This is a genomic window from Tildeniella sp., from assembly GCF_059505325.1.
Genome location: NZ_JCACKI010000004.1, coordinates 16,344 through 42,540, shown reverse-complemented (window position 1 = coordinate 42,540; position 26,197 = coordinate 16,344). Strand labels below are relative to the sequence as shown.

General features: G+C 50.4%; 24 protein-coding genes and 1 pseudogene. 10 read left to right on the top strand and 15 right to left on the bottom strand.

Going from position 1 to position 26,197, the window contains the following annotated elements; all coding sequences use genetic code 11:
- Window positions 1-127 precede the first annotated feature (127 nt).
- Window positions 128-1,789 carry a B12-binding domain-containing radical SAM protein gene (locus tag AC5JO6_RS01635; protein ID WP_496079292.1) on the top strand — a complete coding sequence of 554 codons (1,662 nt, stop codon included), beginning with the start codon at window positions 128-130 and terminating at the stop codon, window positions 1,787-1,789.
- Window positions 1,790-1,875: 86 nt separating this feature from the next.
- Here the strand turns inward: AC5JO6_RS01635 and AC5JO6_RS01630 are convergent, their stop codons facing one another.
- From AC5JO6_RS01630 to AC5JO6_RS01620, 3 genes are all read right to left on the bottom strand, one after another.
- Window positions 1,876-2,454: a Uma2 family endonuclease gene (locus AC5JO6_RS01630; protein WP_496079291.1), complete on the bottom strand. Its 579-nt coding sequence runs from the start codon at window positions 2,452-2,454 to the stop codon at window positions 1,876-1,878.
- Window positions 2,455-2,961: 507 nt separating this feature from the next.
- Entirely contained in the window at window positions 2,962-3,189 is a 228-nt protein-coding gene (gene brnA / locus AC5JO6_RS01625; protein WP_496079290.1) for a type II toxin-antitoxin system BrnA family antitoxin, read from the bottom strand.
- Window positions 3,186-3,455, bottom strand: a complete 270-nt coding sequence (locus AC5JO6_RS01620) for a BrnT family toxin (protein WP_496079289.1) — start codon at window positions 3,453-3,455, stop codon at window positions 3,186-3,188. The genes brnA and AC5JO6_RS01620 overlap by 4 nt, the downstream gene beginning before the upstream one ends.
- Window positions 3,456-3,917: 462 nt before the next feature.
- On the opposite strand from AC5JO6_RS01620, the gene AC5JO6_RS01615 reads away from it, so the two are divergent.
- Window positions 3,918-5,291 carry a caspase family protein gene (locus AC5JO6_RS01615; protein ID WP_496079288.1) on the top strand — a complete coding sequence of 458 codons (1,374 nt, stop codon included), beginning with the start codon at window positions 3,918-3,920 and terminating at the stop codon, window positions 5,289-5,291.
- Between the two features lie 111 nt (window positions 5,292-5,402).
- Window positions 5,403-5,723, top strand: coding sequence for a hypothetical protein (locus AC5JO6_RS01610; protein ID WP_496079287.1), 321 nt, complete (start codon window positions 5,403-5,405; stop codon window positions 5,721-5,723).
- 6 nt (window positions 5,724-5,729) lie between these two features.
- On the opposite strand, the pseudogene AC5JO6_RS01605 reads toward AC5JO6_RS01610, so the two are convergent.
- The 6 genes and pseudogenes from AC5JO6_RS01605 to AC5JO6_RS01580 form a co-directional block, all read right to left on the bottom strand.
- A pseudogene (locus tag AC5JO6_RS01605) lies at window positions 5,730-5,912 on the bottom strand (hypothetical protein); the annotation flags it as partial.
- A 72-nt stretch (window positions 5,913-5,984) separates the two neighbouring features.
- A complete protein-coding gene (locus AC5JO6_RS01600) occupies window positions 5,985-9,353 on the bottom strand; it encodes an efflux RND transporter permease subunit (RefSeq protein WP_496079286.1) in 3,369 nt (1,122 codons plus the stop codon).
- Window positions 9,354-9,531: 178 nt separating this feature from the next.
- Window positions 9,532-10,911, bottom strand: coding sequence for an efflux RND transporter periplasmic adaptor subunit (locus AC5JO6_RS01595; RefSeq protein WP_496079285.1), 1,380 nt, complete (start codon window positions 10,909-10,911; stop codon window positions 9,532-9,534).
- Window positions 10,912-11,463: 552 nt separating this feature from the next.
- Complete coding sequence (locus tag AC5JO6_RS01590; protein WP_496079284.1) at window positions 11,464-14,079, bottom strand: PAS domain S-box protein; 2,616 nt, start codon at window positions 14,077-14,079, stop codon at window positions 11,464-11,466.
- A 125-nt stretch (window positions 14,080-14,204) separates the two neighbouring features.
- On the bottom strand, window positions 14,205-16,970 hold the full coding sequence (locus AC5JO6_RS01585; RefSeq protein WP_496079283.1) for a GAF domain-containing protein: 2,766 nt from the start codon (window positions 16,968-16,970) through the stop codon (window positions 14,205-14,207).
- A gap of 406 nt (window positions 16,971-17,376) precedes the next feature.
- Window positions 17,377-17,529, bottom strand: a complete 153-nt coding sequence (locus tag AC5JO6_RS01580) for a hypothetical protein (RefSeq protein ID WP_496079383.1) — start codon at window positions 17,527-17,529, stop codon at window positions 17,377-17,379.
- Here AC5JO6_RS01580 and AC5JO6_RS01575 point away from each other — a divergent pair.
- The gene (locus AC5JO6_RS01575; protein WP_496079282.1) at window positions 17,470-17,817 is read left to right on the top strand and encodes a DUF4870 domain-containing protein; all 348 of its coding nucleotides are present in this window, start codon (window positions 17,470-17,472) and stop codon (window positions 17,815-17,817) included. The two genes, AC5JO6_RS01580 and AC5JO6_RS01575, sit on opposite strands and share 60 nt — an antisense overlap.
- Before the next feature lie 613 nt (window positions 17,818-18,430).
- On the opposite strand, the gene AC5JO6_RS01570 is transcribed toward AC5JO6_RS01575, so the two are convergent.
- Window positions 18,431-18,970: a hypothetical protein gene (locus AC5JO6_RS01570; RefSeq protein ID WP_496079281.1), complete on the bottom strand. Its 540-nt coding sequence runs from the start codon at window positions 18,968-18,970 to the stop codon at window positions 18,431-18,433.
- 356 nt (window positions 18,971-19,326) lie between these two features.
- Between AC5JO6_RS01570 and AC5JO6_RS01565 the strand changes: the two genes are divergently transcribed.
- From AC5JO6_RS01565 to AC5JO6_RS01545, 5 genes are all read left to right on the top strand, one after another.
- Window positions 19,327-19,881: a hypothetical protein gene (locus tag AC5JO6_RS01565; RefSeq protein ID WP_496079280.1), complete on the top strand. Its 555-nt coding sequence runs from the start codon at window positions 19,327-19,329 to the stop codon at window positions 19,879-19,881.
- A 125-nt stretch (window positions 19,882-20,006) separates the two neighbouring features.
- Window positions 20,007-20,981 (top strand): helix-hairpin-helix domain-containing protein, encoded by a 975-nt coding sequence (locus AC5JO6_RS01560; protein WP_496079279.1) that lies wholly within the window; start codon window positions 20,007-20,009, stop codon window positions 20,979-20,981.
- Window positions 20,982-20,992: 11 nt separating this feature from the next.
- Window positions 20,993-22,048, top strand: a complete 1,056-nt coding sequence (locus AC5JO6_RS01555; protein ID WP_496079278.1) for a M4 family metallopeptidase — start codon at window positions 20,993-20,995, stop codon at window positions 22,046-22,048.
- 7 nt (window positions 22,049-22,055) lie between these two features.
- On the top strand, window positions 22,056-22,469 hold the full coding sequence (locus AC5JO6_RS01550) for a protealysin inhibitor emfourin (RefSeq protein ID WP_496079277.1): 414 nt from the start codon (window positions 22,056-22,058) through the stop codon (window positions 22,467-22,469).
- Between the two features lie 96 nt (window positions 22,470-22,565).
- Window positions 22,566-22,871 (top strand): Rho GTPase-activating protein, encoded by a 306-nt coding sequence (locus AC5JO6_RS01545; RefSeq protein WP_496079276.1) that lies wholly within the window; start codon window positions 22,566-22,568, stop codon window positions 22,869-22,871.
- Between the two features lie 180 nt (window positions 22,872-23,051).
- Here AC5JO6_RS01545 and AC5JO6_RS01540 read toward each other — a convergent pair whose 3' ends face one another.
- The gene (locus AC5JO6_RS01540; protein WP_496079275.1) at window positions 23,052-23,246 is read right to left on the bottom strand and encodes a hypothetical protein; all 195 of its coding nucleotides are present in this window, start codon (window positions 23,244-23,246) and stop codon (window positions 23,052-23,054) included.
- Between the two features lie 15 nt (window positions 23,247-23,261).
- Window positions 23,262-23,351: a cytochrome b6-f complex subunit PetN gene (petN, locus tag AC5JO6_RS01535; RefSeq protein WP_496079381.1), complete on the bottom strand. Its 90-nt coding sequence runs from the start codon at window positions 23,349-23,351 to the stop codon at window positions 23,262-23,264.
- A gap of 149 nt (window positions 23,352-23,500) precedes the next feature.
- On the opposite strand from petN, the gene AC5JO6_RS01530 reads away from it, so the two are divergent.
- A complete protein-coding gene (locus AC5JO6_RS01530) occupies window positions 23,501-24,040 on the top strand; it encodes a hypothetical protein (RefSeq protein ID WP_496079274.1) in 540 nt (179 codons plus the stop codon).
- Window positions 24,041-24,064: 24 nt separating this feature from the next.
- On the opposite strand, the gene AC5JO6_RS01525 is transcribed toward AC5JO6_RS01530, so the two are convergent.
- The 3 genes from AC5JO6_RS01525 to AC5JO6_RS01515 all read right to left on the bottom strand — a co-directional run bounded on the left by AC5JO6_RS01525 (window position 24,065) and on the right by AC5JO6_RS01515 (window position 25,619).
- Window positions 24,065-24,727, bottom strand: coding sequence for an SDR family oxidoreductase (locus tag AC5JO6_RS01525; RefSeq protein WP_496079273.1), 663 nt, complete (start codon window positions 24,725-24,727; stop codon window positions 24,065-24,067).
- Window positions 24,728-24,831: 104 nt separating this feature from the next.
- Window positions 24,832-25,251 carry a hypothetical protein gene (locus AC5JO6_RS01520; protein ID WP_496079272.1) on the bottom strand — a complete coding sequence of 140 codons (420 nt, stop codon included), beginning with the start codon at window positions 25,249-25,251 and terminating at the stop codon, window positions 24,832-24,834.
- Window positions 25,248-25,619, bottom strand: coding sequence for a hypothetical protein (locus tag AC5JO6_RS01515; protein ID WP_496079271.1), 372 nt, complete (start codon window positions 25,617-25,619; stop codon window positions 25,248-25,250). The genes AC5JO6_RS01520 and AC5JO6_RS01515 overlap by 4 nt, the downstream gene beginning before the upstream one ends.
- Between the last annotated feature and the right edge of the window lie 578 nt (window positions 25,620-26,197).

Here is a 26,197-nt window from a genome sequence, read left to right as displayed (position 1 = left end):
TATGCGTAAGTCCTACTCACTTCTCGTCTTCATTCGTCCCACTATAAGCAGTTCTTCCCGTAGCCCTTGAAAGATCCCAGCATGGTCTTCTACAGTGTCATCAAGGTGAAAACGTTGAGGAAGCCTGATGACTGCTGTATTGAAGGATTTTGAGCAACTCGTTCCTGAAAGTGAGCCTGGAAAGCCTCGCTATAAACCCCAGAACCAACGCCGCATTCTTTGCGTGTTCCCAAAGTACAGTCCGTCGTTTGGCACGTTTAACAATGCGTATCCATTGCTGGGCAGCGTGAAAGCGTTTATGCCGCCGCAGGGCATTCTGGTCGTTGCTGCTTACTTGCCTCAAGAGTGGGAAGTCCGGTTTGTTGACGAAAACATCAAGTCTGCTAAACCTGCTGATTATCGTTGGGCAGATGCGGTGATCGTGAGCGGGATGCACATTCAACGATCGCAGATCAATCACATCAACGAGATGGCGCATCGTTACGGCAAGCTGACGGCGATCGGCGGTCCGTCCGTCTCAGGCTGTCCAGAGTATTATCCCGATTTTGACCTGCTGCATCTGGGTGAATTGGGCGATGCCACCGATCGCATGATTGAGTATATGGACTTGCACACCGATCGACCGTCTCAGCAAATGCGCTTTGAGACCACCGAACGACTGCCGCTCAACGAGTTTCCCATTCCTGCCTATCACCTGATTAATCTCGACAAGTATTTCATTAGCAACGTGCAGTACTCTAGCGGTTGCCCTTACCGCTGCGAGTTTTGCGATATTCCCGAACTCTACGGACGTAACCCGCGCTTGAAGTCGCCCGAACAGATTGTGGCGGAACTGGATGCCATGCTGGCATCGGGTGAGCTAAGAGCCGTCTATTTTGTGGACGACAACTTTGTGGGCGATCGTCGTGCCGCTCTGCAACTGTTGCCACATCTCATCGATTGGCAAAAGCGCAACGGCTATCCCATTCAGTTTGCTTGTGAAGCCACGCTCAACCTGGCACAGAATAAAGAACTGCTGGCAATGATGCGTGAAGCATACTTCTGCACGGTGTTTTGCGGCATCGAAACGCCCGAAACAGACGCGCTCAAATCCATCTCAAAGCAGCAAAACTTGATGGGTGGGATGTCCATTTTGGAGGCGATCAAAACCCTCAACAGCTATGGGATGGAAGTCGTATCGGGCATCATCATTGGGCTGGACACCGATACACCAGATACGGGCGATCGCATCCTCGAATTCATCCGCCTGTCGAACATTCCCATGCTGACCATTAACCTGCTCCACGCGTTGCCGCGCACTCCCCTGTGGCGCAGACTTGAAACCGAAGGACGGCTTAACTTTGATGAAAACCGCGAATCAAACGTAGAGTTTCTCATGCCGTATGACGAGGTGGTGGAGATGTGGCGACGCTGCATTACCGCTGCCTACGACCCAGATTTTCTCTACCAGCGGTTTGCGTACAACGTCGAGCATACTTTTAAGAACCGCATCAAGCCACCGTTAAGTCCTGCCCGCTTGTCCAAAAAGAATATCCGCAAAGGCTTGTGGATTATGGCGAACATCATTCTGAGGGTCGGTGTGCTCAGCAACTACCGCAAAACGTTTTGGCGCATGGCAGGACCGAAACTCAAAACAGGCAATATTGAGAACCTGATCCACATTGGGCTAGTAGCGCATCACCTGATCACGTTTGCTCAGGAATGTAGCCGGGGTGAACAGGCGGCTTCGTTCTATGCCCAAAAGGTAAAAGCAGCCCAAAGACTCCGCGTTGGCAGCTTTGCCCGTTGATCAATGGAGACGATCGGTTTCGTTGCTTCCATCCGTTCAATTGTGATGGCGATCGCCCCTGCATCGTTGGCTCAAGGGCGATCGCGCTATAGCTCTCGTCGAAATGCTCTGATCGCTTCGCCTGTATCAGTCTCAGCCATTAAGATACAGCGTTGCAATAAATCCAGGTTGAGGTTACTGAGTCCGGCTAGCTGGCTGCGATCGATCAACTCATAGTGATCGTTTTGCAGATGATAGAGCTTCAGCACCCCGTCTTCCCAAAACCAGACTTCAGGCACCCCTAACGCTTTATAGCGCTCTAGCTTACTCATACCACCGCTAGTAAAGACAACCTCGATCGCTAAATCTGGGATTACCTTAACGCTCTCAATGCAGTACGATTCGCCTGCTTGAGCCGAGACAACTCCTTCTTTTTCTTGAGTCATCGACCCGGTTGACTGAAAAAAGATGCCCTTTTCAGCCAGGAAGGTTGTCACTAAATAACCAATGAGCCGCGAAAAGATTTCGTGTTCACGTCCCGGCATGAGAATCTCGATCGTCTCGTCATAGTAAAACAACCGCACACCACGAGACTCACCAAAGCCCTTTTGAATGAGCTTGAACTGTTCCCAAGTGCCATGATGGACGATGCGTTGGTCAGTCGTTTGGTTAAGTAGTGAAGGCATTGCATCCACCGCCAGTTATTCCTGTCTGCATTGTGGCATATCGCTTGCTAACCGGACGATCGCCCCTTCGCTTTACCACAATGATCTTCCCTGCACGAACTGCTTAAGTTGAGATCCAGTCATACCTGCTTGAAAATTAAGCATAACTTGTGCAAAATCAAGCATTGCTGATGCAATATCGAAGAACGCTCATACAAATTAAGTACAACTTATGCAAACTCAATGAAGCTGTACCTAGAGTCAAGAAATGCTTATGCAAAATCAACAAATGCGTGTCTGAAATCGACAAATGCGTGTCTGAAATCAAAGAACACTTACCAAAATTGAGAATTTTAGTGGATTGCATTGCCTCAACGCGACTAATACTGGTTCTTCGTGAGATGGAAGAAGCAAGCATTTCTCGTTTGGTTCAAGCGCGATCGTCTCTGCATGATGGCGATCAGTTCTTGTAAAAATGCTGATTCATACCCAGTGATTCCCAGACTTATAAAGCTGAGAAGCTCACTACTAATGAGAAAGGTTAGCAAGGCGATCAGCGATCCAGACTTTGATGATGGCTTGACGTGTAACTCCAAGTCGTTTGGCTTCCTGGTCTAAGGCTTCAAGCATCCAAATGGGAAAATCAACATCAATGCTCGTCTGTTTGTAGCCCGGATGAGTTACCTGAGAGAGGTCTAGAAGATTGGTAATATCCTCTCCATTGTCGAATCTGGTATCAAATTCATTTGCTTTCATATTTGTCTGCCCTTATAAATAGCCACCTCTTCTGCGCGAGAGCGCCGAACCGAAATAATGCGTATTTTGTCGTTTCGATAGGTGATAACGGCTGACCAGTACTTCTGATCGATCGTGCCAATTACCAGAAATCTTGGCTCGTCCTCTGTTCTGGCTGGAATCTCAATTCTGCCATGATCCGCCCAGAGTTGTTGTGCAACGACAAAGTCTATGCCGTGTTTATCGTGATTAGACTGACTTTTTGCCTCATCAAACTCGAATTTCATAGGGTATTTAAGCCATACCTTCGATTTCTTCTGAACACAGCAAAGCGATCGCCCTTGTCAACAATACCTACGTTCGTGAAACGTCTGCAAAGCATAATCGCCCCTTCACTTCACAACAGTGCGCGCACTTGTACGGGTTGCTTAAAGGCGATCGCCTAGCTAAAAATGCTGCATCGCTTACTACTCAAGATGATGGGTTTTAATCTCTAGCTCACACTGCTGAAAGATAACCAATTTTTCTGAAACTTACACCACCAAGAGAGAATGAGGGGTTAGACCCTACACCCCTCATTCAAGAATAGTCTCTTACTGTAGAGTTTTAAGCTGCATTTTTAGGAAGTCGTTAGTTGGAAACTACGGCAAGTAGAGCGTCTAAGATCACCAAAAGGCTTGCACTGTAGCGCTAGAACGATCATTAAGGCGAGACAGTAACTGGTAGCATTTGCCCTCAAGCTTTAGCGTATGACCAGAAAAATCGCACTACTGATTGGTGTCAGTGATTATGCATCTGGCTTAAGCCCGCTTCCTGGAGCTGTCAGGGACGTAGAAGCCGTGCGACGGATTTTGCTGGATGCAGAAATGGGCAATTTTGATGAAGCAGTAGCCCTAGTTAACCCAGACCGCCAAACGATGGAACAGTCCATCGAAAAACTATTTGCAGAGTTAGAGCGGGATGACTTAGCGTTGCTGTTTTTTTCAGGTCATGGTGTTAAAGATAATAGCGGTAACCTTTACTTAGCAACCCGCATCACCGAAAAAAATGCACGAGGGCAACTGACCAAATCAACAGCCGTGCCAGCAAGCTTTGTCCACGACATTATGGATAGCTCTCGGTCAAAACGGCAAGTCATCATTCTAGACTGCTGTTTCAGTGGTGCGTTTGCTGAAGGAATGAAAGCAAAGGATGATGGCTTTATCGATGTGAGAAGACAGTTTGGTGGAGAAGGTCGGGCAGTGTTGACCTCTTCTACTTCAACTCAATATTCCTTCGAGCAGGATGGCTCCGACCTCTCCATCTACACTCACCACTTAATCGAAGGCATTGAAACAGGTGCAGCCGATTTAGATAAGGATGATTGGATTTCAGTAAATGAACTGCATGAATATGCCGGAAGCAAAGTACGGGAAACAGTCCCTACAATGAAGCCGGAGATCTATGCCGTTAAGGAAGGTTATAACATTCACCTTGCAAAAGCCCCAGCGAACAGCCCCAAGCTGAAATATCGTAGAGAATTAGAGCAATGGATTAGCGATGGCGAGATTGCTGGTATTGGGCGAACAGTCTTAGAGAATCTACGCAATAGCTTAAATCTAACCCTTGAAGATGCGGCTGCCATTGAAGCCAGATCTCTCTATCCCCACCGTGATTACCAAAGAAAACTCCGACAATACGAGGTGGAGTTGCTTGGGGAATTGAGAACGAGCGGCTATCCCTTCAGAGAGGACACCCAGAAAGCCTTAAAGCAACTGCAAAAGTCACTTCAACTGAAAGATGAAGATGTAGCGATTGTTGAGACGCTAGTAGTTGGACAAGGAAATACACAGAGAGATTCTTATTTCTCAATCTCTCGGAAGGGTTTAGCTATTCTAAGTATAGTGATTGCCATTACGGCATTAGGTTTTTTGTACTATTTTATGTCAAGGCAGAAGAGCATTGGGATAGAGTCTTATACACCGTTGAAGATCTCACCTAACCGTCTCACAGGACGAGAATGCAACTGGCTTTTAACTCAATACGACCAAAGTAATCAGGAGGTTAAGAAGCAAGTTGGGCTAACCGAGAGTCCAATCAGAACAAAATGTAAAGAATTAGGAGTCTCTATCACCGTAAATTAGGAAAATAACCATGTTTTGGGGCAACGATAAACTTAAAGATTTTGTTTATCGTCCTGATCACTAAACTTGAACTAGAAGTACTCAGTATTAACGCATACTGGAGGCTTCGGTATGAGTGGTCAAATGCTTCGGCTTGTGAAAGCTGTGAGTACTTTAGTCGGTTTATTTTTAGTCATAGGCTTAGCAATTTGGATGCTGTCTAGTAGCAAGATAACTTCCTTCTCAGGAGCTGATCAGTCTGCTGTTTTAGCACAAAGTAATTGTAGAGAGGGGAATATCAAAATAGATGAATCACGGAGCATTTATCTTAGACGAGATACCACAAGCAAATCAATTGCTAAAACAGCACCAGGTATAACGCTTTGGGGTCAGAACTGCTCAGATGGCTGGTCTAGAACAGAAATCAAGGGATGGTTGAAGTTGAAACGTTAATCAGCTTCTCTGCAATGACTGAAGCGCACCGTTTATGAGCGCAGAAAACATGAAGGGCTGATAACCAGAAAACTCAGGCAACGGTGCTACTCGCTTTAGATCGCTAATCACATCTTCGGGCATCCGAATCGTGATGCTTGTCATGGGACGATCGCGATCGAACCGCTTTTTCAATGCCTCAATACTCATAGTTTTTACGAATAATGCTCTAGCCTCCAGCACTTGACCAAAATGCTGGAGGACAAGCCACAGATAACGGCGTTATTTGCGGGTGGAAAGGACGAGCGATCGTGTCTTCGTCACCAACTGTCCAATGCCCATATCCCGCTTGAAGATGTCGTGCAGCAGGACATAGAAGCAGGGGATGATAAACAGCGTGAGCATGGTTGCCAGAGTTAAACCGGAGAAGACAACCACACCCAACGGCTGCAAGAACTCTGATCCTTCGCCAATGCCCAGTGCCAGGGGAAAAAGTCCCAGGACTGTGGTAATCGTGGTCATGAGGATGGGGCGCAGACGTTGAGGTGCGGCTTTCATAATAGCGGTAGCACGGTCAAGCCTCTCTTCCTCACGAATTTGGTTTGCCGTTTCTACCATGATGATGGCGTTGTTAACCACAATCCCAATCAGTAGGACTGCACCGACGACAACGGTAATGCCGATCGCGGTTTGTGTCACAAACAAGCCCAAAATGCCGCCAGCCAGTGCCAACGGCACCGTCAGAATAATGACCAGCGGATCGATGAGAGAGTTGTACTGCACTGCCATGACCACAAAGACCAGAAAGGCAGCGAGTCCGCCTAGAACCACCAGCGCACCCTGAAGTTCTTTGTTGGTTTGTCCGGCGTAGCTTGGCAGCACCGTCACGCCATCGGGCAAGTCCAGCTTGGAGACAATTTGCTGCACTTCTTCTAATGCCGCACCCAGACTCGCGCCTTTGTTCAGGTTGCCTGCAATGAGAAAAACGCCCCGCTGATTAATGCGCTGAATCTCACCGGGAGCCTGCCCTTCTTCGATTTTGGCAACGTCGCTTAACCGTACCAGAGCGTTGTTATCCACAAATAAGGGGAGTTGCGCCAACTGGGAAGGCTGCTTCAGTAAGTCCTGGTTCAACTGCACCCGCACATCCACCAGGCGTTCGCTGCGTTGCAATTGCGTGGGGATAGAACCTTCGATCGCCGTTTGAATGGTGCTGCCAATCTCCTGGGTGGTTAAACCAAGACCATTCGCGCGTTCCCAATCGGGGCGAATTTGCACTTCGGGCTGGCGATCGTCCGCATCGGGGCGAAACGCAGATAATTTTACCTGCTCATCTAATGCCGACAGCACTTGCCGACCCGCCTGCCGCAGCACCTCGGCATCTTCGCCCTGAAGCACCACATCCACTTCCGCACCTCGCAACGGTGAATTGTTCAACGTCAAGCCGCGCACAGAACCCGCCGAAACTCGTACCCGGATGCCTGCCAGGTTGAGCTTGTTCATTTCTCGCGTCACCCGTTCGGTAAACTCCACCACGTCGCTACCGTCTTTGAGCGTCACGTTACCTGTACTGCGCGATGGGTTTGCCGAGACGGTGTTGCCAAACAGCGACCCGCCTGCGGTGGTGAAGACATAATCTGTCTCTGGTTGTTTCAGCAGCACATCGTCTACTGCTGCCATCACGCGCCGATTGGTTTCTAGCGAGGTTCCAGGCGGAAACTGAACGTTGACATTTGCCTGCCCGGTACTGATACGCGGCAAAATTTCTTGCGGAATCTGACCTGCCATCACCACACCGCTGCCACCCAACACGACGAATGCCGTTACAAGGACGATCGCTCGACGACGAATCACCTTTGCCAGCGTGTTGCTATAGGATCGCGTGGCACCATCCAGCCGTTGGTTAAAGGCACGTAGCAGCCACAGCCGATTCAAGCCGCTCGACCATTCAATGGCAAAGAGACGGGCAGACAACATTGGCACAACGGTAAGGGCGACCACCAGTGAGGCGATTACCGCAAAGCAAATCGTGAGAATGAGTTCGTTAAACAGCAGCGAGACGAATCCGCCTACAAGGATAAAAGGCAAGACCGAGACCAGGTTGGCAGCCGTCGAAGCCACCAGCGACGATTCCACCTCGCGGCTACTTTCTTCTACGGCGGTAATCAGGGTACGAGCACGATCGCTCTTGCCATTCCCATTACCGTTGTGATGTCCGTTGCCGTTAAGATTGCCGTCCAGCTTAATCGCTTCCACCCGTTTGCTGACGTTTTCGAGAATCACAACCGAGGTGTCGATCGCCTGCCCCACGCTGATTGCCAGACCACCCAAACTAAAAATGTTGAGCGAGAAGCCGCAGAACTTCATGACAATCGCTGCCGCCAATGTACAGAGGGGAATCGTCAGCGCAATGATAAAGGTCTGTCGGAGTGATCCTAAGAAAATGAACACGGCGATCGCAGCCAGTAGCGCCCCCGACAAACCTGAATTGATCACATCTGCCAGCGAGTTGCGGATAAACCTCGACTCATCCAGTGTGGGCGTAATGATCATGTCTGCCGGAACCAGTCCCGACTGCCGCAACTCCTCCAGCCGTTGCTTCACCGCATCCACCACCGATACCGTATTCGCATCCGGCTGCTTCTGCACACTGATTTTGACCGCTTTTTGCCGATTGAGATTGACCAGCACCCGCTCTTCTTCCGTGCCATCAATCACTTCTGCAAAGTCACGCAAATACACCCGTTGAGCAGAAGCGTTTTGCGTTGTGGCTGTCGAGTTTTGCGTTGAAGTCGTTTGCTGACCACTGACCGCTGACGGCTGACCGCTTCCCGACTGCTGACTGCCTCCTGATGGCTGACCGCTGACCGCTGACGGCTGACCGCCAACTGCAAACGATAAATCCTGAATCTCCCTTGCATTCTGAAACCGTCCCACTGCCCGCGTTAAGGGTTCCGAGTTTTCGCCCAAAATGCGTCCACCAGAAACATCCTGGTTGCGCTGCTCCAGTTCGTCCAGCACATCCGTCAGTCCGATGTTTAGCGCTTGCAGGCGATTCAGGTCGATGTTGACGCGCACTTCTTCCACTACGCCACCCGAAACATCCGCTGACGCAACGCCTGACACAACACTCAGTTCACGCGACAGTTCTTCATCGGCAAACACGCGCAAGTCTACATCCTTTAAGGACGGCGACGTGAGCGCCATTTCGTAGACTGGTAGCTGTGATGGATCGGCTTTAAACAGACGGGGTTCTTCGATCGTATCCGGTAGCTGATTCCGGTTCCGGTTAAACGCCGCCGTCGTGTCGTTGAGCGCCTGATCGATATTGCTGCCAGGGTTGAAGTACAAGTCCAGGTTGACCTGCCCTTCGCGCGTTTGCGAATAAATTTGCACCACTCCATCGGTGGTTGATAGCGCCTCTTCCAGCGGTCGGGTGATTTCGTCGATCGCCACCTCTGGCGAGATGCCCGGTGCTTCCAGTCGCACCCCAATGCGAGGATAGGTAATGGACGGCAGCAGATCGACGGGCAGTTGCGTGATAAAAAAGATGCCTACCACAATGACGGTCAGCGTCAGCATTAAGGTGCCAATATGCTGTCGAATCGAGAGCGTACTCAGGCTGAAGCCGGATGAGGGAGGGGTTTGCATGGGGGGAGTGGGGAGTGGGGAGTGGGGAGTGGGAAGCAGATCCCCGACTTCTGTCTCGGTACAAGCAACAAGCAAAACCGAACAAAAAAGTCGGGGATGGAGGGCTATGTTAGATCCCCGACTTCTGTCTCGGTGCAAGCAAAGCAAAACTGCATAAAGAAGTCGGGGATCTGGGGATCTATTTGGCTGACAGGATACTTAAGCGCACGGAGTCGCCATCTTTGAGTGGTTTGCCAGTGCGCGAGACAAAGCGATCGCCCGGATTCAAACCCGACAGAATTTGGACGTTGCCATCTAACTGTTCGCCCAACGTGACCGATCGGGCGGCAACTTTTGCGTCCTTCCCATCACCCGTCACCACAAAGAGCGTGCCTTTGGTCTGCTTGGGCTTGGCTCCACCGTTCGCTTGCCCGTTAGCATTGGTGCCTCCCGTGTTTGCGCCTGGTTGATTCGATTGCTGCTTGGATTGCTGGTTGGACGGCTGATTGGGTTTCTGGTTTGGCTGTTGCCCTTTGGCGCGATCGTCCTGCAAGGCAGTCAGCGGCACCACCACGCGATCGGTTTGCGTCTGGGTAAAGCTCACCCGTGCCAGCAAGCCGCTGCCCACTTTGCCAGTCGAGTTGGGAATCGTCACTTCGACAGGCACCAGGCGAGAGGTGGCATTCGCAGCAGGCGAAACCCGCGTCACTCTGCCCGTAAACTGCTCACTCGGAAACGCATCCAACCGTACCGTTGCCGCTCCGCCCAGACGAACCTTTGCCAGATCAAGTTCTGAAACTTGCACCGTTACTTTTGCTTGACTGAAATCGCCGACCCGCAGCAACTCATTGCCCACCTGCACTAAATTACCAACTTCGGTCGATCGCGTGAGCACGGCACCATTAATCGGCGAGGTCAGCACAGCATACGATCGCCGCTCTTGTTGCTGTGCCACCACTGCCTGTTGCGCCACAATCCGACCATTAGCGGCGACGATCGCCTGCTGTTGGTTCCGCACCTTTTCTTGCGACGATCGCAACACCTGTGCGGCTGTTCTCGCCTGGGTGCGGGACTGTTCTGCCTGCTGCTGCGTCACCGCGCCATCTCTAGCAAGACTGTTATAGCGAGCCGCATCCGACTCGGCTTGCTGAAGCTGCAAGCGAGACTGTTCTACCTGCGTTCTGGCATCGCTGACTTGCGTTTGAAGCTGGCTAATTTCGCTACGTCGGGATGCCAACTCAGCCTCAGCCTCAGCGGTGGCTGCATTCAAAATGGAGTCATCGATTTGCGCCAGCGTTTGCCCCTGCTGGATGCGATCGCCCACATCCACAGTTAACTGGCGCAGTTGACCCTCTGCCTGAGCGCGAATCGCCACTTCTTGTAGGGGTTGCGTTGTGCCTGTGTATTCTCTCGCCGCTTGTAAAGGAGCCGTGGCAGCGATCGCCACATCGACAGCAGCCCCTTGACCTTGACCTTGAGCAGATCCAGAGGGTCGAGTCTGGGCATCAGCAGCACCTTTGGGTAGATTACAGCCTGAGAGCGCGACTGCAACGGCAGTAAGAATGCTCCAGCGAACCATCCAGGCTAGCTTCGTTCGGTTAGTTATTTGGAATGACCTGGATTGTAAAGCCGTGAGTGAATGAACAGAAGAAGTCATGAGAATGTACTGCCATATGCATCAGGTGAACAAGAGCAAAGCGAGGCGGCTTACACAACTCACAAAATGTTAACAATTCTTTGCAATTCGAGAATCTACAGATCGAAAGATTTTCTCCAAAGTTAAGTAAAACGATCGCCGCCTTGAACTGATGACGCTCCTTAAAAAGGTAGCCCTCACAGTCAGACTGGCTGCATCAGGATTTGGTTCAAATAAGTTTAAATTAACGGAGAGGAAAGAGGTGAGGAGAAACTGAAGGCTCAAGACTCAAGATTGTTTCAATTTTCTTGAAGGCTGTTTGGTGTCCAACAGGATACTTTAAAAGTAGCTTTGGCGACTGAAGTCGTGGCTACACGGACTAAACCTGCCGCCGCAGGTTTCAAAATCCTTTCGTTTCGGTAGTCCGCGTCGGCAAGCTTTGTTTACGTCGTTGCGGTTTTGACCGCCAGACTTTTCAAACAGCCTCTCATGCTATCAGTTGGTCGATCGCTCGACGGGAATCTCAATGCAAAACTCAGTGCCTTTGCCCTGTGCCGAAAAGCAGGTGAGTGCGCCGCCATGCTTATCAACCACAATCTGATAGCTGATTGAAAGCCCTAACCCGGTGCCTTTGCCAACCGCTTTGGTCGTGAAAAAAGGATCAAAGAGCCGCTGTTGCTGTGCTTGAGTCATGCCGCAGCCATTGTCCGAGATTTTGATCACGATCGCTGCCTGATGGGTTGATTGTTCCGTCTGGATATGGATCGTGGGTTGGCGATCGCTCAGGTCGAAGCTGGACTCCTCCAATGCATCGATCGCGTTGACCAACAAATTCATAAACACCTGGTTCAACTGTCCCGGATAGCACTCGACTTGCGGCAGTTGCCCGTAATGTTTGACGATCGCGATGCCCGACTCTCCAGCTTTGCCCTTCAGCCGACTTTGCAAAATCATTAAGGTGCTGTCGATCCCTTCATGGATGTCAACTTGTTTGACATCCGCTTCATCCATGCGAGAGAAGTTGCGAAGCGACAGGACGATTTTTTGGATGCGATCGGCACCCACTTTCATGGAACTTAAGAGTTTGGGGAGATCGTCGAGCAAAAAGTCGAGGTCGATCGCATCTGCCTCTGCCTGAATGGTGGGTACAGGATTGGGATAGTGCTGCTGATAGAGTTTGATCAGGTGCAGCAAATCTTGGGTGTAGCTGCTGGCATGGGTAAGATTACCGTAGATAAAGTTGACTGGGTTGTTAATCTCGTGGGCAACACCCGCCACCAGTTGACCCAAACTGGACATTTTTTCGCTCTGCACCATCTGGGTTTGCGTCTTTTGCAGTTCCCGTAGCGCTTGTTCCAGTGCCTGTGCTTTGGTGCGGCTTTGATTGTAGAGATCTGCCTGCGTGATGGCGATCGCCAACTGTGACATTACCGCTTGAATTAATTCGATCTCGCTATCAGACCACGATCGCGTTTCTGTACTGTGGCAGCAGAAAATTGTTCCCAATAGCCCCGGTCTTACCTGGATAGGAATCGCCAGCATCGCTCTGTAGCCGAATTTGTTAACGAACCGCAACAGGCTTGATTCCGCTAACGTCTCGGCATCTTCAACGCGCAGAATTTGCAGTTCCTGGAGTTTTACCAGTAGAGGTGATGTGGGCGAGACGGGATAGCGATCGACCAGACTGGGCAACCCGCCGCAGCGAGCTTCTTTGATGACTTCCCAGTAACTTTCGTCATTGTTAGCGTCATACCAGGAAAACTGACAGCGATCGGCGTTAGTAAAGTTCTGCACTTCCTGGAGTGTCGTTTCCAGAATGATGTCAAAATCGAGTGAATCACGGACACGGCTTAGCAGACGGTTCAGCAACCGTTCACGCTGTGCCTGTTCGCGCATTTGTTGTTCCGACTCGCGCAGAGCGGCTTCGGTTTGTTTGCGCTCAGTGATGTTCCGCGCAATGGCACAGTTGAGTTCTTTGCCGTTCAATTCGATATAGTTAACCGTGACCTCAACTGGGTAAATGGTGCCACGGCTGTTTTGATTACGCGTTTCAAACGTAAAGGAACCGCGTTCTTTCAATTCTTGCCAGTGAGCCGCCCAGCCATCGATCGGCAAATCTGGATTAAAATCAAAGACCCGCTTACCCAAAATTGCTTCACGCGCATAGCCTAAATCACGACAAGCGGCATCGTTCACATAAAAGAGTGTGCCATCTAGTTCTACCCACCAGATAGGATCGGCAGCACGATCGACCGAGAATTGCGTCAGCTTGAGCGCGTCTTCTGCCTGCTTGCGTTCAGCTTCGCTGCGCTTGCGTTCGGCAATGTTGCGAACAAAAGCGCACTGATATTCCTTGCCGTTGAGTTCAATGTAGTTAATCGCCACTTCAACGGGATAAGATGTGCCGTCGCGATGTCGGTTGTGGGTCTCAAAGGTATACGAACCAAGCGTTTTGATCATCTGCCACTGGTCTGCCCACGTCGCCTCTAAGATATCTGGATTAAAGTCCCAAACTTTCCTACCCAGGATTTCGTCACGCGCGTACCCTAAATCACGACAGCCAGCGTCGTTGATGTAGGCGATCGTGCTGTCAATTTCGACCCACCAAATGGCATCGGCAGCATGATCAACAGCAAATTGTGTAAGTTGCAGCGACTCTTCAACTTGCTTGTGATCGGTGGCTGCTTCGATGACGGTTAGAATGCCTGCAACATCACTGCGCTCATCGTAAAGCGGTATGCAGCTCACATCCAGGGAAAGTGGCTGCTCTGCGTGAGGCAACACTTCCATCTGGTGGTATGTTGCTTGCTGCTGCTCTATTAGAGAGCGATCGTGCTGATACAAAAAGTCGGACTGGTGGTCTTGCCACTGCACGTCAATCGCCGCTTTGCCCACAATTTCATCGGGATGCGTTAGCCCAACCGCCTGAGCAAATGCCTGATTACAGCCTAGAAAAACAGCGTCTTTGTCCTTCCATCCGATCGCTTGCGGTAAGTGATCAACGATCTGCTGAAGCAGTGCTAAGGATGTTTTCAATGTTTCTTCAGTTGAAGAAGGGGAAACAGCCTGTACTTTTGCATTCTGCGATAGGTTTGCAGTGGCGGGTTGCATATCTTCAGGTGGTTAATGGTCGTGGGGAGAGCAGCGCGATCGCGGGTGGATCGTGCGCTTATTGTTCCCTGAGCCACCTCAGAATTAGCGGTTACAAAAAGGGAGTGAATGGTGCATTCCTGCTTCTATTTTTCCGTCATGATCCACGAGCCGTCCCAATCGTCAGCAGGTGGGTTTTTGAGCCAGTATTGGCAGCGATCGAGGTGCAAAGTGGCAGACTTATCCTCTTTATCGATCTCCAGCACCATGCCAAATTCGCCCATTGCTAATGGGAATTTGCGATCGCGGTAGTGCTGCAAGCCTTTGCCGTAATGGTCAATAATGCGCTTTTTGGCATCGGGAACGGTCTCTGATTGCAAGCCGACCAACTCGTAAACGGCGACAGGGCGATTCTTGCCTTTGACTTTGATGAAGTCTAGTTCGCGTGTCCAGATGCGATCGGCACAGGGTTTGAAGGTGTTTTCGCTAATGACAATATCGGTGCCGTACTGTTTGCTGGCACTTTCCAGTCGTGCGCCCAGGTTGACACCATCACCGATCGCCGTGAACTCCATCCGCTTGCTGGAGCCAATGTTGCCGCTGATCACGCTATCGGAGTTGATCCCGATGCCGATTTTGATGGGTGGCTGGTTGTCAGCGACGCGATCGGCGTTGAAGAGTGTCAAGCGACGGCGCATTTCGATCGCGGTTTGCACTGCCATCCAGGCGTGATCATCCAGCGGCAGCGGCGAACCGAAGACTGCCATGATCGCATCGCCGATGTACTTGTCGAGCGTACCTTTGTGCTGGAAGACCGCATCCACCATCGACTCGAAGTACTTGTTGAGCATTTCGACGACAGCTTCAGCCTCCAGGCTTTCAGTGAGCGTGGTGTAGCTGCGAATGTCGGAAAAGAGAACGGTGACATCTTTGCGATCGCCACCCATTTTGGCAGCATCGGGGTTTTCCAGCAACTGCTCGGCTAACTCCTGAGTCATGTAGCGATACATCGTGCTTTTCAGCCGTTTTTCATCGCTAATGTCTTCCATCACCACGAGCGCACCCGATACCATCGTGTCGTCTTTGGCATCGGCGATCGTGTTGATCGAGATGTTGATGCTGTGTTGCTCCTCGCCCTGATAGGGATGCAAAAGCTGATCGGGGTAGTACTGCTGGCGGCTCTTTTCGTCTTTTGCTGCTAAGCCTAGATCAAACCACTTGGTGAAGTCACCTTTGTCGATTTTAATCAGATCGCTGACAGCTTTGCCTTCAAGCGAGTCGCTCTCCTTCAGACCCAGCAATTTTTTGGCGCTTTCGTTGGCAGCAATGATGTTACCTTTTTTGTCAGTCGAGATGACCCCATTACTGAGCGATCGGAGAATGTCTCGCTGCATCTGCTCTTGCTGCTTCACCGTTTCAAACAATTTGGCGTTTTGCAGCGCTACACCTGCCTGAATGTTGAACGCCTGCATGAACTCCTGGTCGTTGCGGTTGAAGCTGGCTCGCCAACAGTCCGGCGCTTCTGGGTAATGGATGGGATCATAGGCAGGATAGTCGCCCTGCTTTTTCTTGTTGATAAGCTGCGTTACGCCAATCAGTTCGCTGTCGGCATTAAAGACGGGCATACAGAGAATGCTGCACGTCCGGTAGCCCGTTCGTTTGTCGGTGTCTTTCGACGTTTGTGAGTTGGGGTCGTCGTACAGGTCGAACGGGATGATCACGGGTTCGCCTGTGGTTGCAACCTGTCCAGCAAAACCTGCGCCCATTGGAATGCGGAGTTCCTGGAGTACGCCATTAATGGGAATCTTCGTCCAAAGCTGGTCACGATCGCGATCGACGAGCCATAAGGTACTGCGGTCTGCCTGCATCAACTCTTGCGCCTCATCCATCACCTTGTTTAAGGTTTCCTGAAGATCAAGACTGCTCTGGCTCAAGGATTTCGTCGCCTTCATCAAGGCTGAAGCGGCGCGTTGCTGCTGTGTGGCTTTGTAAAACGATCGCGACGATTCAATAATCAAGCGAATCGACGGCGCAAATTCTTCAAAAACGGTCTCATCTTTATGGGTGAACCCGTTGCGATCGATTTTTTCGTCCAGCGATGCCTGGGGATCAAGGTCTTGCTTGAGTTTATTAATTAATTGCACGACAGCGACCAGCTTGCCCGACTCATCCAGGAGCGGCATCGCCAGCATGGTGTAGGTGCGGTAATGATTTTTTTCATCGAACTTACGCGCTGCTTCAGAGCGATGATCGTCATAAAAATCGTAGGGAATATTGACGACTTCAAGCTTGGTGGCAACCTCACCCGCGATTCCTACTGTGGCAGGTAGCCGCAGCTCTAAATTGTTTCCTTTTTCGTCTTTGGCAACGATCGCCCACAGCTCATTTTTATCTTCGTCAAGTAAATAAATGGTGGCGCGATCGGCGTTCAGCAGTTCGCTCGTCTTCAGCGTAATGGAGCGCAGCATCTCTTCTAAGATCGCGTCAAACCCCTGCGCATCAAGCAAATTGTCCAGCATAGACAGGGTTTGATGCACCACCTGAAGCTTCTGCTCAACATCGGTGACCACTTCTTTGAATCGATCCTTAGTCAGGGGAGCCAGGAATGCGCCAAAGCTGCCCTTGCTGGTAACAAGCGATCCCCCTGGTGGGTGATTTTGCCCCGTTTCTAAAAGCTCCAGGGAATGGTTGCCCCGATGCGGCACGATTTCGACATGAATCGTTTTGGTCTGAATCGTTTCGGTGTGAATGGACACCTTGGCGATGTCACGATCGCTGCCTGCGTCCTTATTGGTGGCGACCTCCCCAACGACCTCCTGCGTCGTCGAGACGATTTCCACCTCTCGGTGAACCGCAACATCAATGATGTCGCCATGACTGGGATCGGGCAGATGCGGCGATGTAGCGTTCATAAGCACCAACTAGGGATTGAGAGTTGAAGCGTTTATTCAGCGGTCGTGTGAATCCCTAAACGATCCGTTCGCTGATGTCGCAGTGAAAGGGACGGCAATTAGCGTTAGCGCCTCCAGTGGCTGCGATTGCCATCGTGATCCGTACTCTAAATCTAGGATGATTCTGGCACTATGACATAAGAATGGGTGTACTGATGCTTACCATCACGGACTCTGCTTCCTGCCTCTCGCTTAGAATGCCCACACTCAGTTCCCTCTGCTCGGTGGGCTGCAAACACAACGACATCTGTCCTCTATTCTGGCAGAAAGGGCGATCGGCTTCCTCACACATAATCGTTAAGAGAGTTAAGGGCGCGTGACGGTTTGGATGCCTCTGCGTGTACACTCTACCTTCGGTAATCCCCTCTTAGAGAGTCGTGTTCTTACCACCGCTGGCAGACCACGATCGCTGTATATTGGCAGTTGTAAGCAAAACGCCTTCTAGCGGGAGACTGTGAAGATGCAAAGCCCCGGAGTATTTGACACTGATAAACGTAAGCTGCTGTCGGCTTTGAGTCATGGGTCAATTTTTTTTAGTGGTTTGATTATTTCTGTGGTGATTCCGATCGCCATCTTGCTAGTGTCCGACGACCCCGTTGTTAAAGACAACGCCAAGGAAGCCATCAACTTTCATTTCAATGTTTGGCTGTATGGTCTGATTTTAATCCCGCTTTCATTTATTACTCTTGGCTTAGCGGGTGGAGTCTGGTGGTTAGTACATTGGGGTTTAACCATCTGGGCAGTGTCTCACAGCCTTAGCAAACCCGATCAGCCGTTTCGTTATCCCTTTATTTTTCGCCTGATTTAACGTACGTAGCGGGCATATTTGCTTTGTGAAAGTACGCCGGGTTGCTTTCAGATCTTGGCTTGCAGCCCTCAGCGCTCACATCTCAGCGAATGGCTAACCGCTGAGTGCTAAACCACTACATACTCTTCATGAATGATTTAGGACTGTTATAGACTGCAATCCACGTGAAGCAGCTTGCAGCAACAGACCCCAACGTAATAAATTGCCCCCCAAGTGAAGTACTGAGGGGCAATGGAGACAGTTAAACGCTTGCTCACAGTCTCACTGGCTGGCACTGCGATTTATCTTTAGAGTGTGACGGTTTTTGCAGTGTCCCTCCTTAAGAGGCTGTTTGAAAAGTATCTGGCGGTTAAAACCGCGACTACATCAACAAAGTCCGCCTGCGCGGACTACCTCAGCACGAGGGTTTTGGAACCTGCGTAGGCAGGTTTTGTGCGTGTAGCCGCGACTTCAGTCGCCAGAGCTACACGCATCTGGACTTTTAAAACATCCTCTAAGGTGTAGCAAAAACGGTAACCGCAGCACGTTCAAGGCTTGACCGTTTTACGATCGCACCATCCTCATGCACTTGACCGAGCAGCCAACAGGCTGCTTTTTTGTTGATGGCGTACTGCTAGAGCCATAACCGCACGACCCAGCCGATCGCTAAGCCTGTCGATGAAAGTAAAACTAAAATCCAGAACGCTTGCAACTGACTAAAGCCAAGTGTTTGGATGTCAATTCTTGCCAGCGCTTCACTTGCTAAGATTGTCGAAATGTGAAGAGCAAGCTGAAGCCAGAGCAGGATGAATGCAACCATTCCAGCAATGATGCACAGTGCTAAGAAGGCAACCGTATCTGATTTAAACCAGCGATTGATGAAGCGGTTGAAGCTGGTTAAAGGAGACATGAACGCGATCGAAGCAATCACGATCCAGCTCAGTGCTAGTGCTGCGTTGAAAAGATTTCCCCTTAAGATGACACCGCAAACATTTTGCGATTGATCAGCAGGCAGTACTTGCCTGAAAAGATCAAACGTTCTATGGCAGGTTGGCAAGATCCATACAGGGTCGGTCAGTGTAGGGGTCGCTAGCAACCAGCCAAGGCAGGCATAGGCAATGAGCAGCAAACTAAACGAAACCCAGGGAAATCTTCTTGCGGATTCAGCGTTCATTTGGATAGAGAAACAGGTTAGAGAAAAACAAAGTTAGCTAGAGAGTCTTGTGATCAAAGCTTAGCTTTTCGTCAAATAAATAGAGGCGTTTGAAAAATTCGTTTCGCAATACAAATTTCAAGAAACATCGCTTTTGGGTAGTTAAGCTACTACCCAATTTACGGTTAAGCTCAACACAGCGAACGGGAAGAAAGAGTACCCAACCTGGGTACTACCCAGTGGCTTGTGGTGTTGCCATGATGGATTCAGTTGACAAGCCAAGTGCGGTTGAACTGAAGGGTAGAGACCCAAAAGCTAGATCAAGCAAAGGCTTTTAACCAAATTCAAGAACCTGCAACACACGAGGATACTAGATTATGTCTAACGAAATGGATGCAATGGCAGCGATCGCTCAATTTAAGGGACCCAATGTTCCTGAAGGTCAAACTCCCGAAGTTGGTACAACCGAAACTCGCTCCCGGACGATCGTTGGTCCTGTCACGTTCAAACTGGAAAACTTACGCGTTCGTGGTCTTGGCATTAAGCCTGCTGATCCGTCTAACTCTCCGTTCATCATCGCAGAAGATGAGCAGTATGAAGTCGCTGTTGATGTTGTCTTTAACAGAACTCCCCTGACTGAACTTCTGATGTGCTTGGGCACCCGAATCATCATCGATTTCGGGCTTGAGGGTTATGGCAAAAACGCACCGGAAGTTGACGTGCAAGCAACTCTTGTGACCAGCAAGGATGTCTATACCTACTCCCTGATTCACAGAGGTGTGGCTCAGCGCGATGGTTTGAAGCCCGGACTCTATGAGATCGGTGCAGTGGCTACAGTCGGTCCTGTTGAGAACCGCTGTACAACCAAGATCTGGGGACATGGCTATATCAAGGAAGTCTTGCTGGAAGTGTATGCTTCCGGTCAAGAGTAACTAGCCGCTCCAACTTTGGTGTAGCGCTGATGTGAGCGTAACGATACTCCTGGCATCGTTCAGGAGTTGAGCCAACCTGGTAGGATATGCCTCCTACCAGGTTCCTACTTAGAAGAGGAACGAGGATGATGGAATCACCAACACATGAAGCCAACGGTAACTCTAAGGATCGTAACGATCTGACGCAGATTCGGGGGATTGGCGCAGTCAGAAAGCGTTGGCTCAATTCATTCGGTATTGACACGATCGCTGATCTGGCTCAAGCATCAGCCGATGCCATCGAAGCTCAGGCGAAAAGTGATGGACGCACGCTCTCCCGCGAGGAGCTTGAAGCATGGCTGGCTCAAGCCCAAGTTCACCATGTCAAAGCGTCCTTAGAGCAAGCAGACTCGTTTGAGGCGATCGCAGAAACAGTACAAGCAAACTCTATTGAAGATCACACAGAAATAGCGTGTGAACAACCGTTGCCTGACTGGAACTCGATCGCGTCGTTCAAAGTGGACTACCAGTCCCGATGGGTGAATGGGAAAGCGGAGCAACGCATCACCGCTCATCATCTCGAAACTGATGCGATCGAGTCTTGGAGTACGTTTGAGACTGACTGGATACAGCAATGGCTACACGATCGTGTGGAGATGGCTTTGCCTCTCTTGCAGACAGAGAATTCGATCGTGGCAGAGTCGACTGTAGCAGAGTCGATCGTGGCAGAAATCACTCAGCTACGAGTGATGCAGCCTTATTACATGAAGGTACCAATGGTTGCTGACAGAAACAGCCCCATCTTCTCAAACGCGATTCAAACCGATCAACCGTTTGCGCTCGAAGTATCCATACAGTTTGCTGGGCTAACGCAGGCTAACCAGCACAAACAGATTGCCTACCGCGTGCAATGCTTTGCCCGCAATCTGGCTACAGGCGTTACTGACAGTCTGGAAGACGTGACGGCACATTCCCTATCAGACGACTCAGCGTACACAATTCTGCTGCCATCACTGCGGTTGCGACAGTCAGGTACTTATCGTCTGAAAGTCTTGGTCACGCTGCCACAGGCACCAGCAGCGTTAGGACAGTTCAAAGTGCCCATGCTTCAAGTTGTGTAAAGGAAATGATTATGCATCTATGCCATCATCCTCTTTGCTGCTTTGTGCCGCCCTACATGGCTGAAACGTTACAAGGTTCTGACGATCCAGCAGTGCGACAGATCGCACTTGCATCACTGGGGAACGAATATCGTACGGCGCGGCGACTGCTCAGTACGCAACCAATGGCAACCTCTTTGATGGGGCAGCTTGATGGGAAGGAGCGGTATGTTTTTGATATGAGTGGAGCAAGCGATCCCCTACCGGGCAAGTTGGTGCGGAAGGAGGGCGATCGCCCAGTCGCAGATGACGCTGCCAATGAAGCCTATGATTATTCTGGTGATGTCTATGATTTTTATAAGCAAGTCTTCGATCGCGACTCGTTGGACGATGCTGGCTTACCGCTCCGTTCAAGCATTCACGTTGGCGACACCTTTGGAGCACCGATGTCTAACGCGTTTTTTAACGGTCAGCAGATGGCATATGGCGATGGTGACGGCAATTTGTTTACCCGCTTTACCCGATCGCTGGATGTGGTTGGACATGAACTCACTCACGGCATCGTCAGTTTCACCAGCAAGCTAGACTATTTTGCTGAGTCCGGCGCACTCAACGAAAGTTTCGCCGACATCATGGGTAGCTTAGTCAGCCAGTGGAAGTACAGTCAGACCGTCACACAGGCAGACTGGTATATCGGTAAAGAGGTACTCGGTCCGGGCGCACGCATTCAGGGTATTCGCACGCTGATGGGAGAGAAAGCCTACGCAAACGACCCAGACTTCGGTACCGATCCCCAACCAAAGCACTATCAAGATCGATATGTCGGAGGGCGCGATCGCGGCGGCGTTCACATCAATTCGGGTATTCCCAATCATGCGTTTTACCTGGCAGCAATGACCATTGGTGGCTATGCATGGGAAAAAACTGGAAAAATTTGGTACGTGACGCTGAAGAGTGCGCTGGGTAGTAGAGCAACGTTTTGGGACGCAGCTAACGCTACGATCGCGATCGCCGAACAACTCTACGGAACCGATAGCAGCGAGCAGAATGCCGTTCGCAACGCTTGGCAACAAGTAGGAGTCATTTAGACAACCAATGCAACCAGTATGGGTCACACGGCGACAATTTTCAGTACACCTTTGGGTGGCGCTGGTGGTACCGCTTCTAAGTGGTGGACTTTATGCTGAAGGAAACGCAAGCGAGCAGAACACGATGCAGATTTCACTAGAACGCAGCGGTGGTTTCACAGGTATGCCGCTGACCATCACAGTGGATACAGCCACTCTGAACCCCGATCGCGCCACACAGTTGCGTCAATTATTGGAAGCGGCAGACTTTTTTCGCTTGCCATCAACGCCGTCAGCGCCTGCACAACCAGACCGTTTTGAGTATGCGGTGACCGTTCGGGAGGGCGATCGCAGCCATACCGTTACCGTTAGTGAAGCAGCCATACCAGCGCCATTGAAACCCCTTTTGGATTGGTTAATGGCAACTGCTCGATCGCACTAAGGCTCAACCACGTTGCCAGAATGTGACTTTGGTAAGGTGAAACAAGGTCAATGTACTGGGTATACTGCAAAACATCGTTATGCAGCATACATCGTCATGGCACTTGTTAACTATTACCGTCCACATCGGGCAGTCGTTCGCTGTAAAGCAAAGATGCACTTACTGGAGACTGTTGATGACAACTTTGATTGGGATGAGTCATCAATTGACTCTCTGCTCAAAGAACTAGCCACCAGCCTCTTTCGGTCAAGACAGTATCAGGTCTTTTTTGAAAAAGCTTACTCCAAGCAAGAAGCGAAAGTTGTAGAAGATCGGCTTGCTGAGGAGTTGGCAAATACCTATCGAAACATCTTAAAGCGCCATCAAGATCCGGTTGTCCAGAGCCTTAACGCATTACTGTAAAAACCAACGTTGGCGATCGCTCCTCTCTAGCACGCTTTATAGAGCAAACCGACTCGATCTGAGCAATATTCGGAATCTGTCAGAGCTAAGACTTTTAGGCGGATTCCGTACTGTGTCAGTTGACCTCAGCCGCTTACAAGCGTGAGCAGCCTTGTGTTCTTGCTGCTCACGCTTGCGATGTTATTTCTTCACTTTGCCAGTCTTGCGGGAGGCTTTGTTGTTACTGATGGGGATTGGGCGATCGCCACGGCTTTCTTGATCACGCCGTCGCCGATCGCGCCACTCGACGATCGTTAAATAAACGATCCCGCCGCTAACGACCACCATCAGCCCAAAGGCAACCAGAACTAGAACATTAAAAACAGAAGTTTCCACGATGCTTCAACCAGACTAAAAACCGTTGCGCCCCCAAACGACCAATGAAATAGAGAACGTAAAAATTACTAACAGCGAAACCCAACCCAACGTCACAATATCCATGACCGCAGCGCTATGAAACAACGTCAATGCCGATCATAGTGCAAAGTTGTACCGCAGGTACGACGTAGCAGAGATTATTGAGTGAAACAGGGCTAAGAGTGATCGTTTCACTCTAAGATCGAGTATCTGAAATCTGCAAACCTGTCGCCATGACTGTACTGACAGAACACAATGAACCCACTGATGCAGCGATCGCGCCGTCAAGTGTCGTTACGCCAATGTCAATCGAAATGACTCTAGCTGAACGGATTGAATCGCTCAAAGCTGGACTGTTGGGGGCACTTACGGCTAGTCTGATGTTTGGTGCGCTGATGCTGATGAATGGCTGGCTGTCACTCCGTTTTACCCAGTTAACGGCGTTGTTGATCGATGCCGAGAGCCTACGGGTGCTAGTTTGTGGGGCGATCGCGGCTTTCTCTGGCTTTCTGTTTGGCATCACCTATCGCTATATCGTTCGGCAAGACCCCAACCCGCACCTCAAGGATGGCGCTGTGCTGGCGTTCGGGTTGGTGCGCGGGCTAACGCAAGCAGAAGGCAAGCTAGATGAGACGATCGCGCTATTGCCCTTGACCATCCTGGGCATAGAAAGTGTGTTGCTGTTTGCAGGTGCCCGCATTGTGCTGGACTGGACGCTCGCTAACGGGTGGATCAAACCGTTCGGCATGATGATAGCTCATCCTCACCAATGAGACTGGTTTCAACGCGCTAGATCCTTACAGCACAAAGGCTTCAAACACTGGTTGACCAAAAAGCATAGTGGGATCAACCGCTGACAGAATTTTATTCTTGGCACGATCGGATGTGAGACTCCGAACGACCAAAGTCGCAACATCGGCACGATGAATCGAGCCAGCAATGTTGGGATTTTCGGTCAAGATAGCACTGCCTTTAGGCGGTTCCGATTTCAGCCCACCGGGACGAATAATCGTGTAGGTCAAGCCGCTGGCAGTCAGGTGATTTTCTGCCTGTTCTTTTTCTGCCAGAACCGGACCTAATGTTTCGAGCGCTTGCGGTGGTAGCGCTGCGGCACTCTCGCCCGTACCGATCGACGACACTAGAGCAAATCGCTGCACGCCAGCCTTGACAGCCGCATCGATCAGGTTTCGGTTGCCCTTAAAATCAGCGCGATCGCCATCGGTCGGTTTGCCGCCTAGCGTGCTGATCACCGCATCAAAGGGCTGCTGGGCAATCAGTGCCGCGATCGCGTCAGCGTCTAGCGCATCACCCATCACAACGGTAGCGCCCATTGCTTCTAAATCTGGACGGGCAGAGTCCGATCGCAGCAGTGCGACCACGTTCATTCCATGTGCTGTCAAGCTTTTGGCAATTTCTCGCCCCACACCGCGACTTGCCCCTGCCAAAAAGATTCTGGTCATGGCTGGCTTCTATCCTCTCAATCCGCATCACCAAAGTCTAGCCGATTAACGCGATCCCGGCTTCTTGAGCAGCCGGGATCGTAAGAGTCAGGGCTTGACGCAACTTAGACCTCAATGATCAACGTCAACGTGTCCTCTACACCAATGATCGTCACCGTCTGACCAGGGGTCAACTGTATGACCTGCCCAACCGAAACAAGGAGCTTGAAGCGCCAGGACGTACCACCATAGACAACTCGCAGCCGCCCGATATCGCAGGCTTCCAATTTAGCGGCAACTCGTTGTGGCAAATGCCGAATGGGCTTGGGTCGAAACGGATCGAGATTCATGACGGTTGCTCTCCTAATAAATGTTGTTAAACCAAAAAAAAGCCAGCAAGTGATCGTCACTTCGCTGACTGTGGACTTCAAGCCTCTTAGAGCCAGACGCAATGGTTGCGTTAGATGGAGTGTGGTGAGTTCTCGACGCGCACGGGTTCTACCTTGTGCGATCGCGCCAGAAAAGGTTGTCAGGTGAGCACTCAAGGATGCGGGTGCGATCGCCAGTGAGCAAGCTGCGTTTCAATCTGTTGATACAGTCGCTGCACTGCGTACAGTTCCGCGTCGCTGAGACATTGACGCTGACAGATGTGCCCACCTACTTCTACAAAGGTTTGAAACTTGCCCTTCCGGCTACTCGTCAAAAATTCACCATGCTGAGTGACAGACATCATTTCGATCAGGCGGAAGGTCGTGTGTGAGAACACGACTGGTAAGGCAATCAACGTTGAGTGAGGTGTCGAGTTGGTTGGTGGGCGATCGCTTTGTCTCGTTGTCGCAACTTGCGCCGTAAGGCTGACAAAGAGTTGAATTGCATCCGCACCAGTTAGAAATTTCGCAATGGTTGAGGGCATAGTAGAGTCCTTGAGCGCGTTAGAGTGCAGCATTGAGTGAACCGAAGCAACATCCACAGCGATCGGTAGTCGCTCCTGATCTCACATTGACTTAGAACGGTATCGTCACTCTCACACAACGTTAACAGAGCTATAATAAAGAGATAGAGTCCAGGCGTTTCAGGCAGAAAAAATAATTTTCTAGGCTGAATTGATTCAAATTGCTGACTCGTTTATCTTGCTATAACTTTAATCTCACAAACATATAAATCATTGTTGTAGCAAAGACTACAAAATGCCCCTCAAGTCAACTTATACGGTAGTGCGCGATCGCTTTTTCCTCACATGAGTGAGATAGGCGGCTCTTTTGTGTGACCTTTGTGTGCGATCGTCTCTGGAATCATTTGTTTTTGTAGGCATCTATGCAGAACAGTCACCTCATGCAGCCTATAAAGAAGCTTAATTCAAGCTCGTCCGTGTCTCTTTTGTGAAGTCTTTTGTAAAGATCGCTGAGTCAACTTAAGAGAATGATGAAGTCTCGCACCTCTACTTCAGCACTGTCGAGCACTCATGCTATAAACAGGCAACTCACATAGTGA

Coding starts and splice junctions, on each gene's coding strand:
- AC5JO6_RS01635 (WP_496079292.1), top strand. CDS start 128: ATGACTGCTGTATTGAAGGATTTTGAGCAACTCGTTCCTGAAAGTGAG.
- AC5JO6_RS01630 (WP_496079291.1), bottom strand. CDS start 2,454: ATGCCTTCACTACTTAACCAAACGACTGACCAACGCATCGTCCATCAT.
- brnA (WP_496079290.1), bottom strand. CDS start 3,189: ATGAAAGCAAATGAATTTGATACCAGATTCGACAATGGAGAGGATATT.
- AC5JO6_RS01620 (WP_496079289.1), bottom strand. CDS start 3,455: ATGAAATTCGAGTTTGATGAGGCAAAAAGTCAGTCTAATCACGATAAA.
- AC5JO6_RS01615 (WP_496079288.1), top strand. CDS start 3,918: ATGACCAGAAAAATCGCACTACTGATTGGTGTCAGTGATTATGCATCT.
- AC5JO6_RS01610 (WP_496079287.1), top strand. CDS start 5,403: ATGAGTGGTCAAATGCTTCGGCTTGTGAAAGCTGTGAGTACTTTAGTC.
- AC5JO6_RS01600 (WP_496079286.1), bottom strand. CDS start 9,353: ATGCAAACCCCTCCCTCATCCGGCTTCAGCCTGAGTACGCTCTCGATT.
- AC5JO6_RS01595 (WP_496079285.1), bottom strand. CDS start 10,911: ATGGTTCGCTGGAGCATTCTTACTGCCGTTGCAGTCGCGCTCTCAGGC.
- AC5JO6_RS01590 (WP_496079284.1), bottom strand. CDS start 14,079: ATGCAACCCGCCACTGCAAACCTATCGCAGAATGCAAAAGTACAGGCT.
- AC5JO6_RS01585 (WP_496079283.1), bottom strand. CDS start 16,970: ATGAACGCTACATCGCCGCATCTGCCCGATCCCAGTCATGGCGACATC.
- AC5JO6_RS01575 (WP_496079282.1), top strand. CDS start 17,470: ATGCAAAGCCCCGGAGTATTTGACACTGATAAACGTAAGCTGCTGTCG.
- AC5JO6_RS01580 (WP_496079383.1), bottom strand. CDS start 17,529: ATGACTCAAAGCCGACAGCAGCTTACGTTTATCAGTGTCAAATACTCC.
- AC5JO6_RS01570 (WP_496079281.1), bottom strand. CDS start 18,970: ATGAACGCTGAATCCGCAAGAAGATTTCCCTGGGTTTCGTTTAGTTTG.
- AC5JO6_RS01565 (WP_496079280.1), top strand. CDS start 19,327: ATGTCTAACGAAATGGATGCAATGGCAGCGATCGCTCAATTTAAGGGA.
- AC5JO6_RS01560 (WP_496079279.1), top strand. CDS start 20,007: ATGATGGAATCACCAACACATGAAGCCAACGGTAACTCTAAGGATCGT.
- AC5JO6_RS01555 (WP_496079278.1), top strand. CDS start 20,993: ATGCATCTATGCCATCATCCTCTTTGCTGCTTTGTGCCGCCCTACATG.
- AC5JO6_RS01550 (WP_496079277.1), top strand. CDS start 22,056: ATGCAACCAGTATGGGTCACACGGCGACAATTTTCAGTACACCTTTGG.
- AC5JO6_RS01545 (WP_496079276.1), top strand. CDS start 22,566: ATGGCACTTGTTAACTATTACCGTCCACATCGGGCAGTCGTTCGCTGT.
- petN (WP_496079381.1), bottom strand. CDS start 23,351: ATGGATATTGTGACGTTGGGTTGGGTTTCGCTGTTAGTAATTTTTACG.
- AC5JO6_RS01530 (WP_496079274.1), top strand. CDS start 23,501: ATGACTGTACTGACAGAACACAATGAACCCACTGATGCAGCGATCGCG.
- AC5JO6_RS01525 (WP_496079273.1), bottom strand. CDS start 24,727: ATGACCAGAATCTTTTTGGCAGGGGCAAGTCGCGGTGTGGGGCGAGAA.
- AC5JO6_RS01515 (WP_496079271.1), bottom strand. CDS start 25,619: ATGCCCTCAACCATTGCGAAATTTCTAACTGGTGCGGATGCAATTCAA.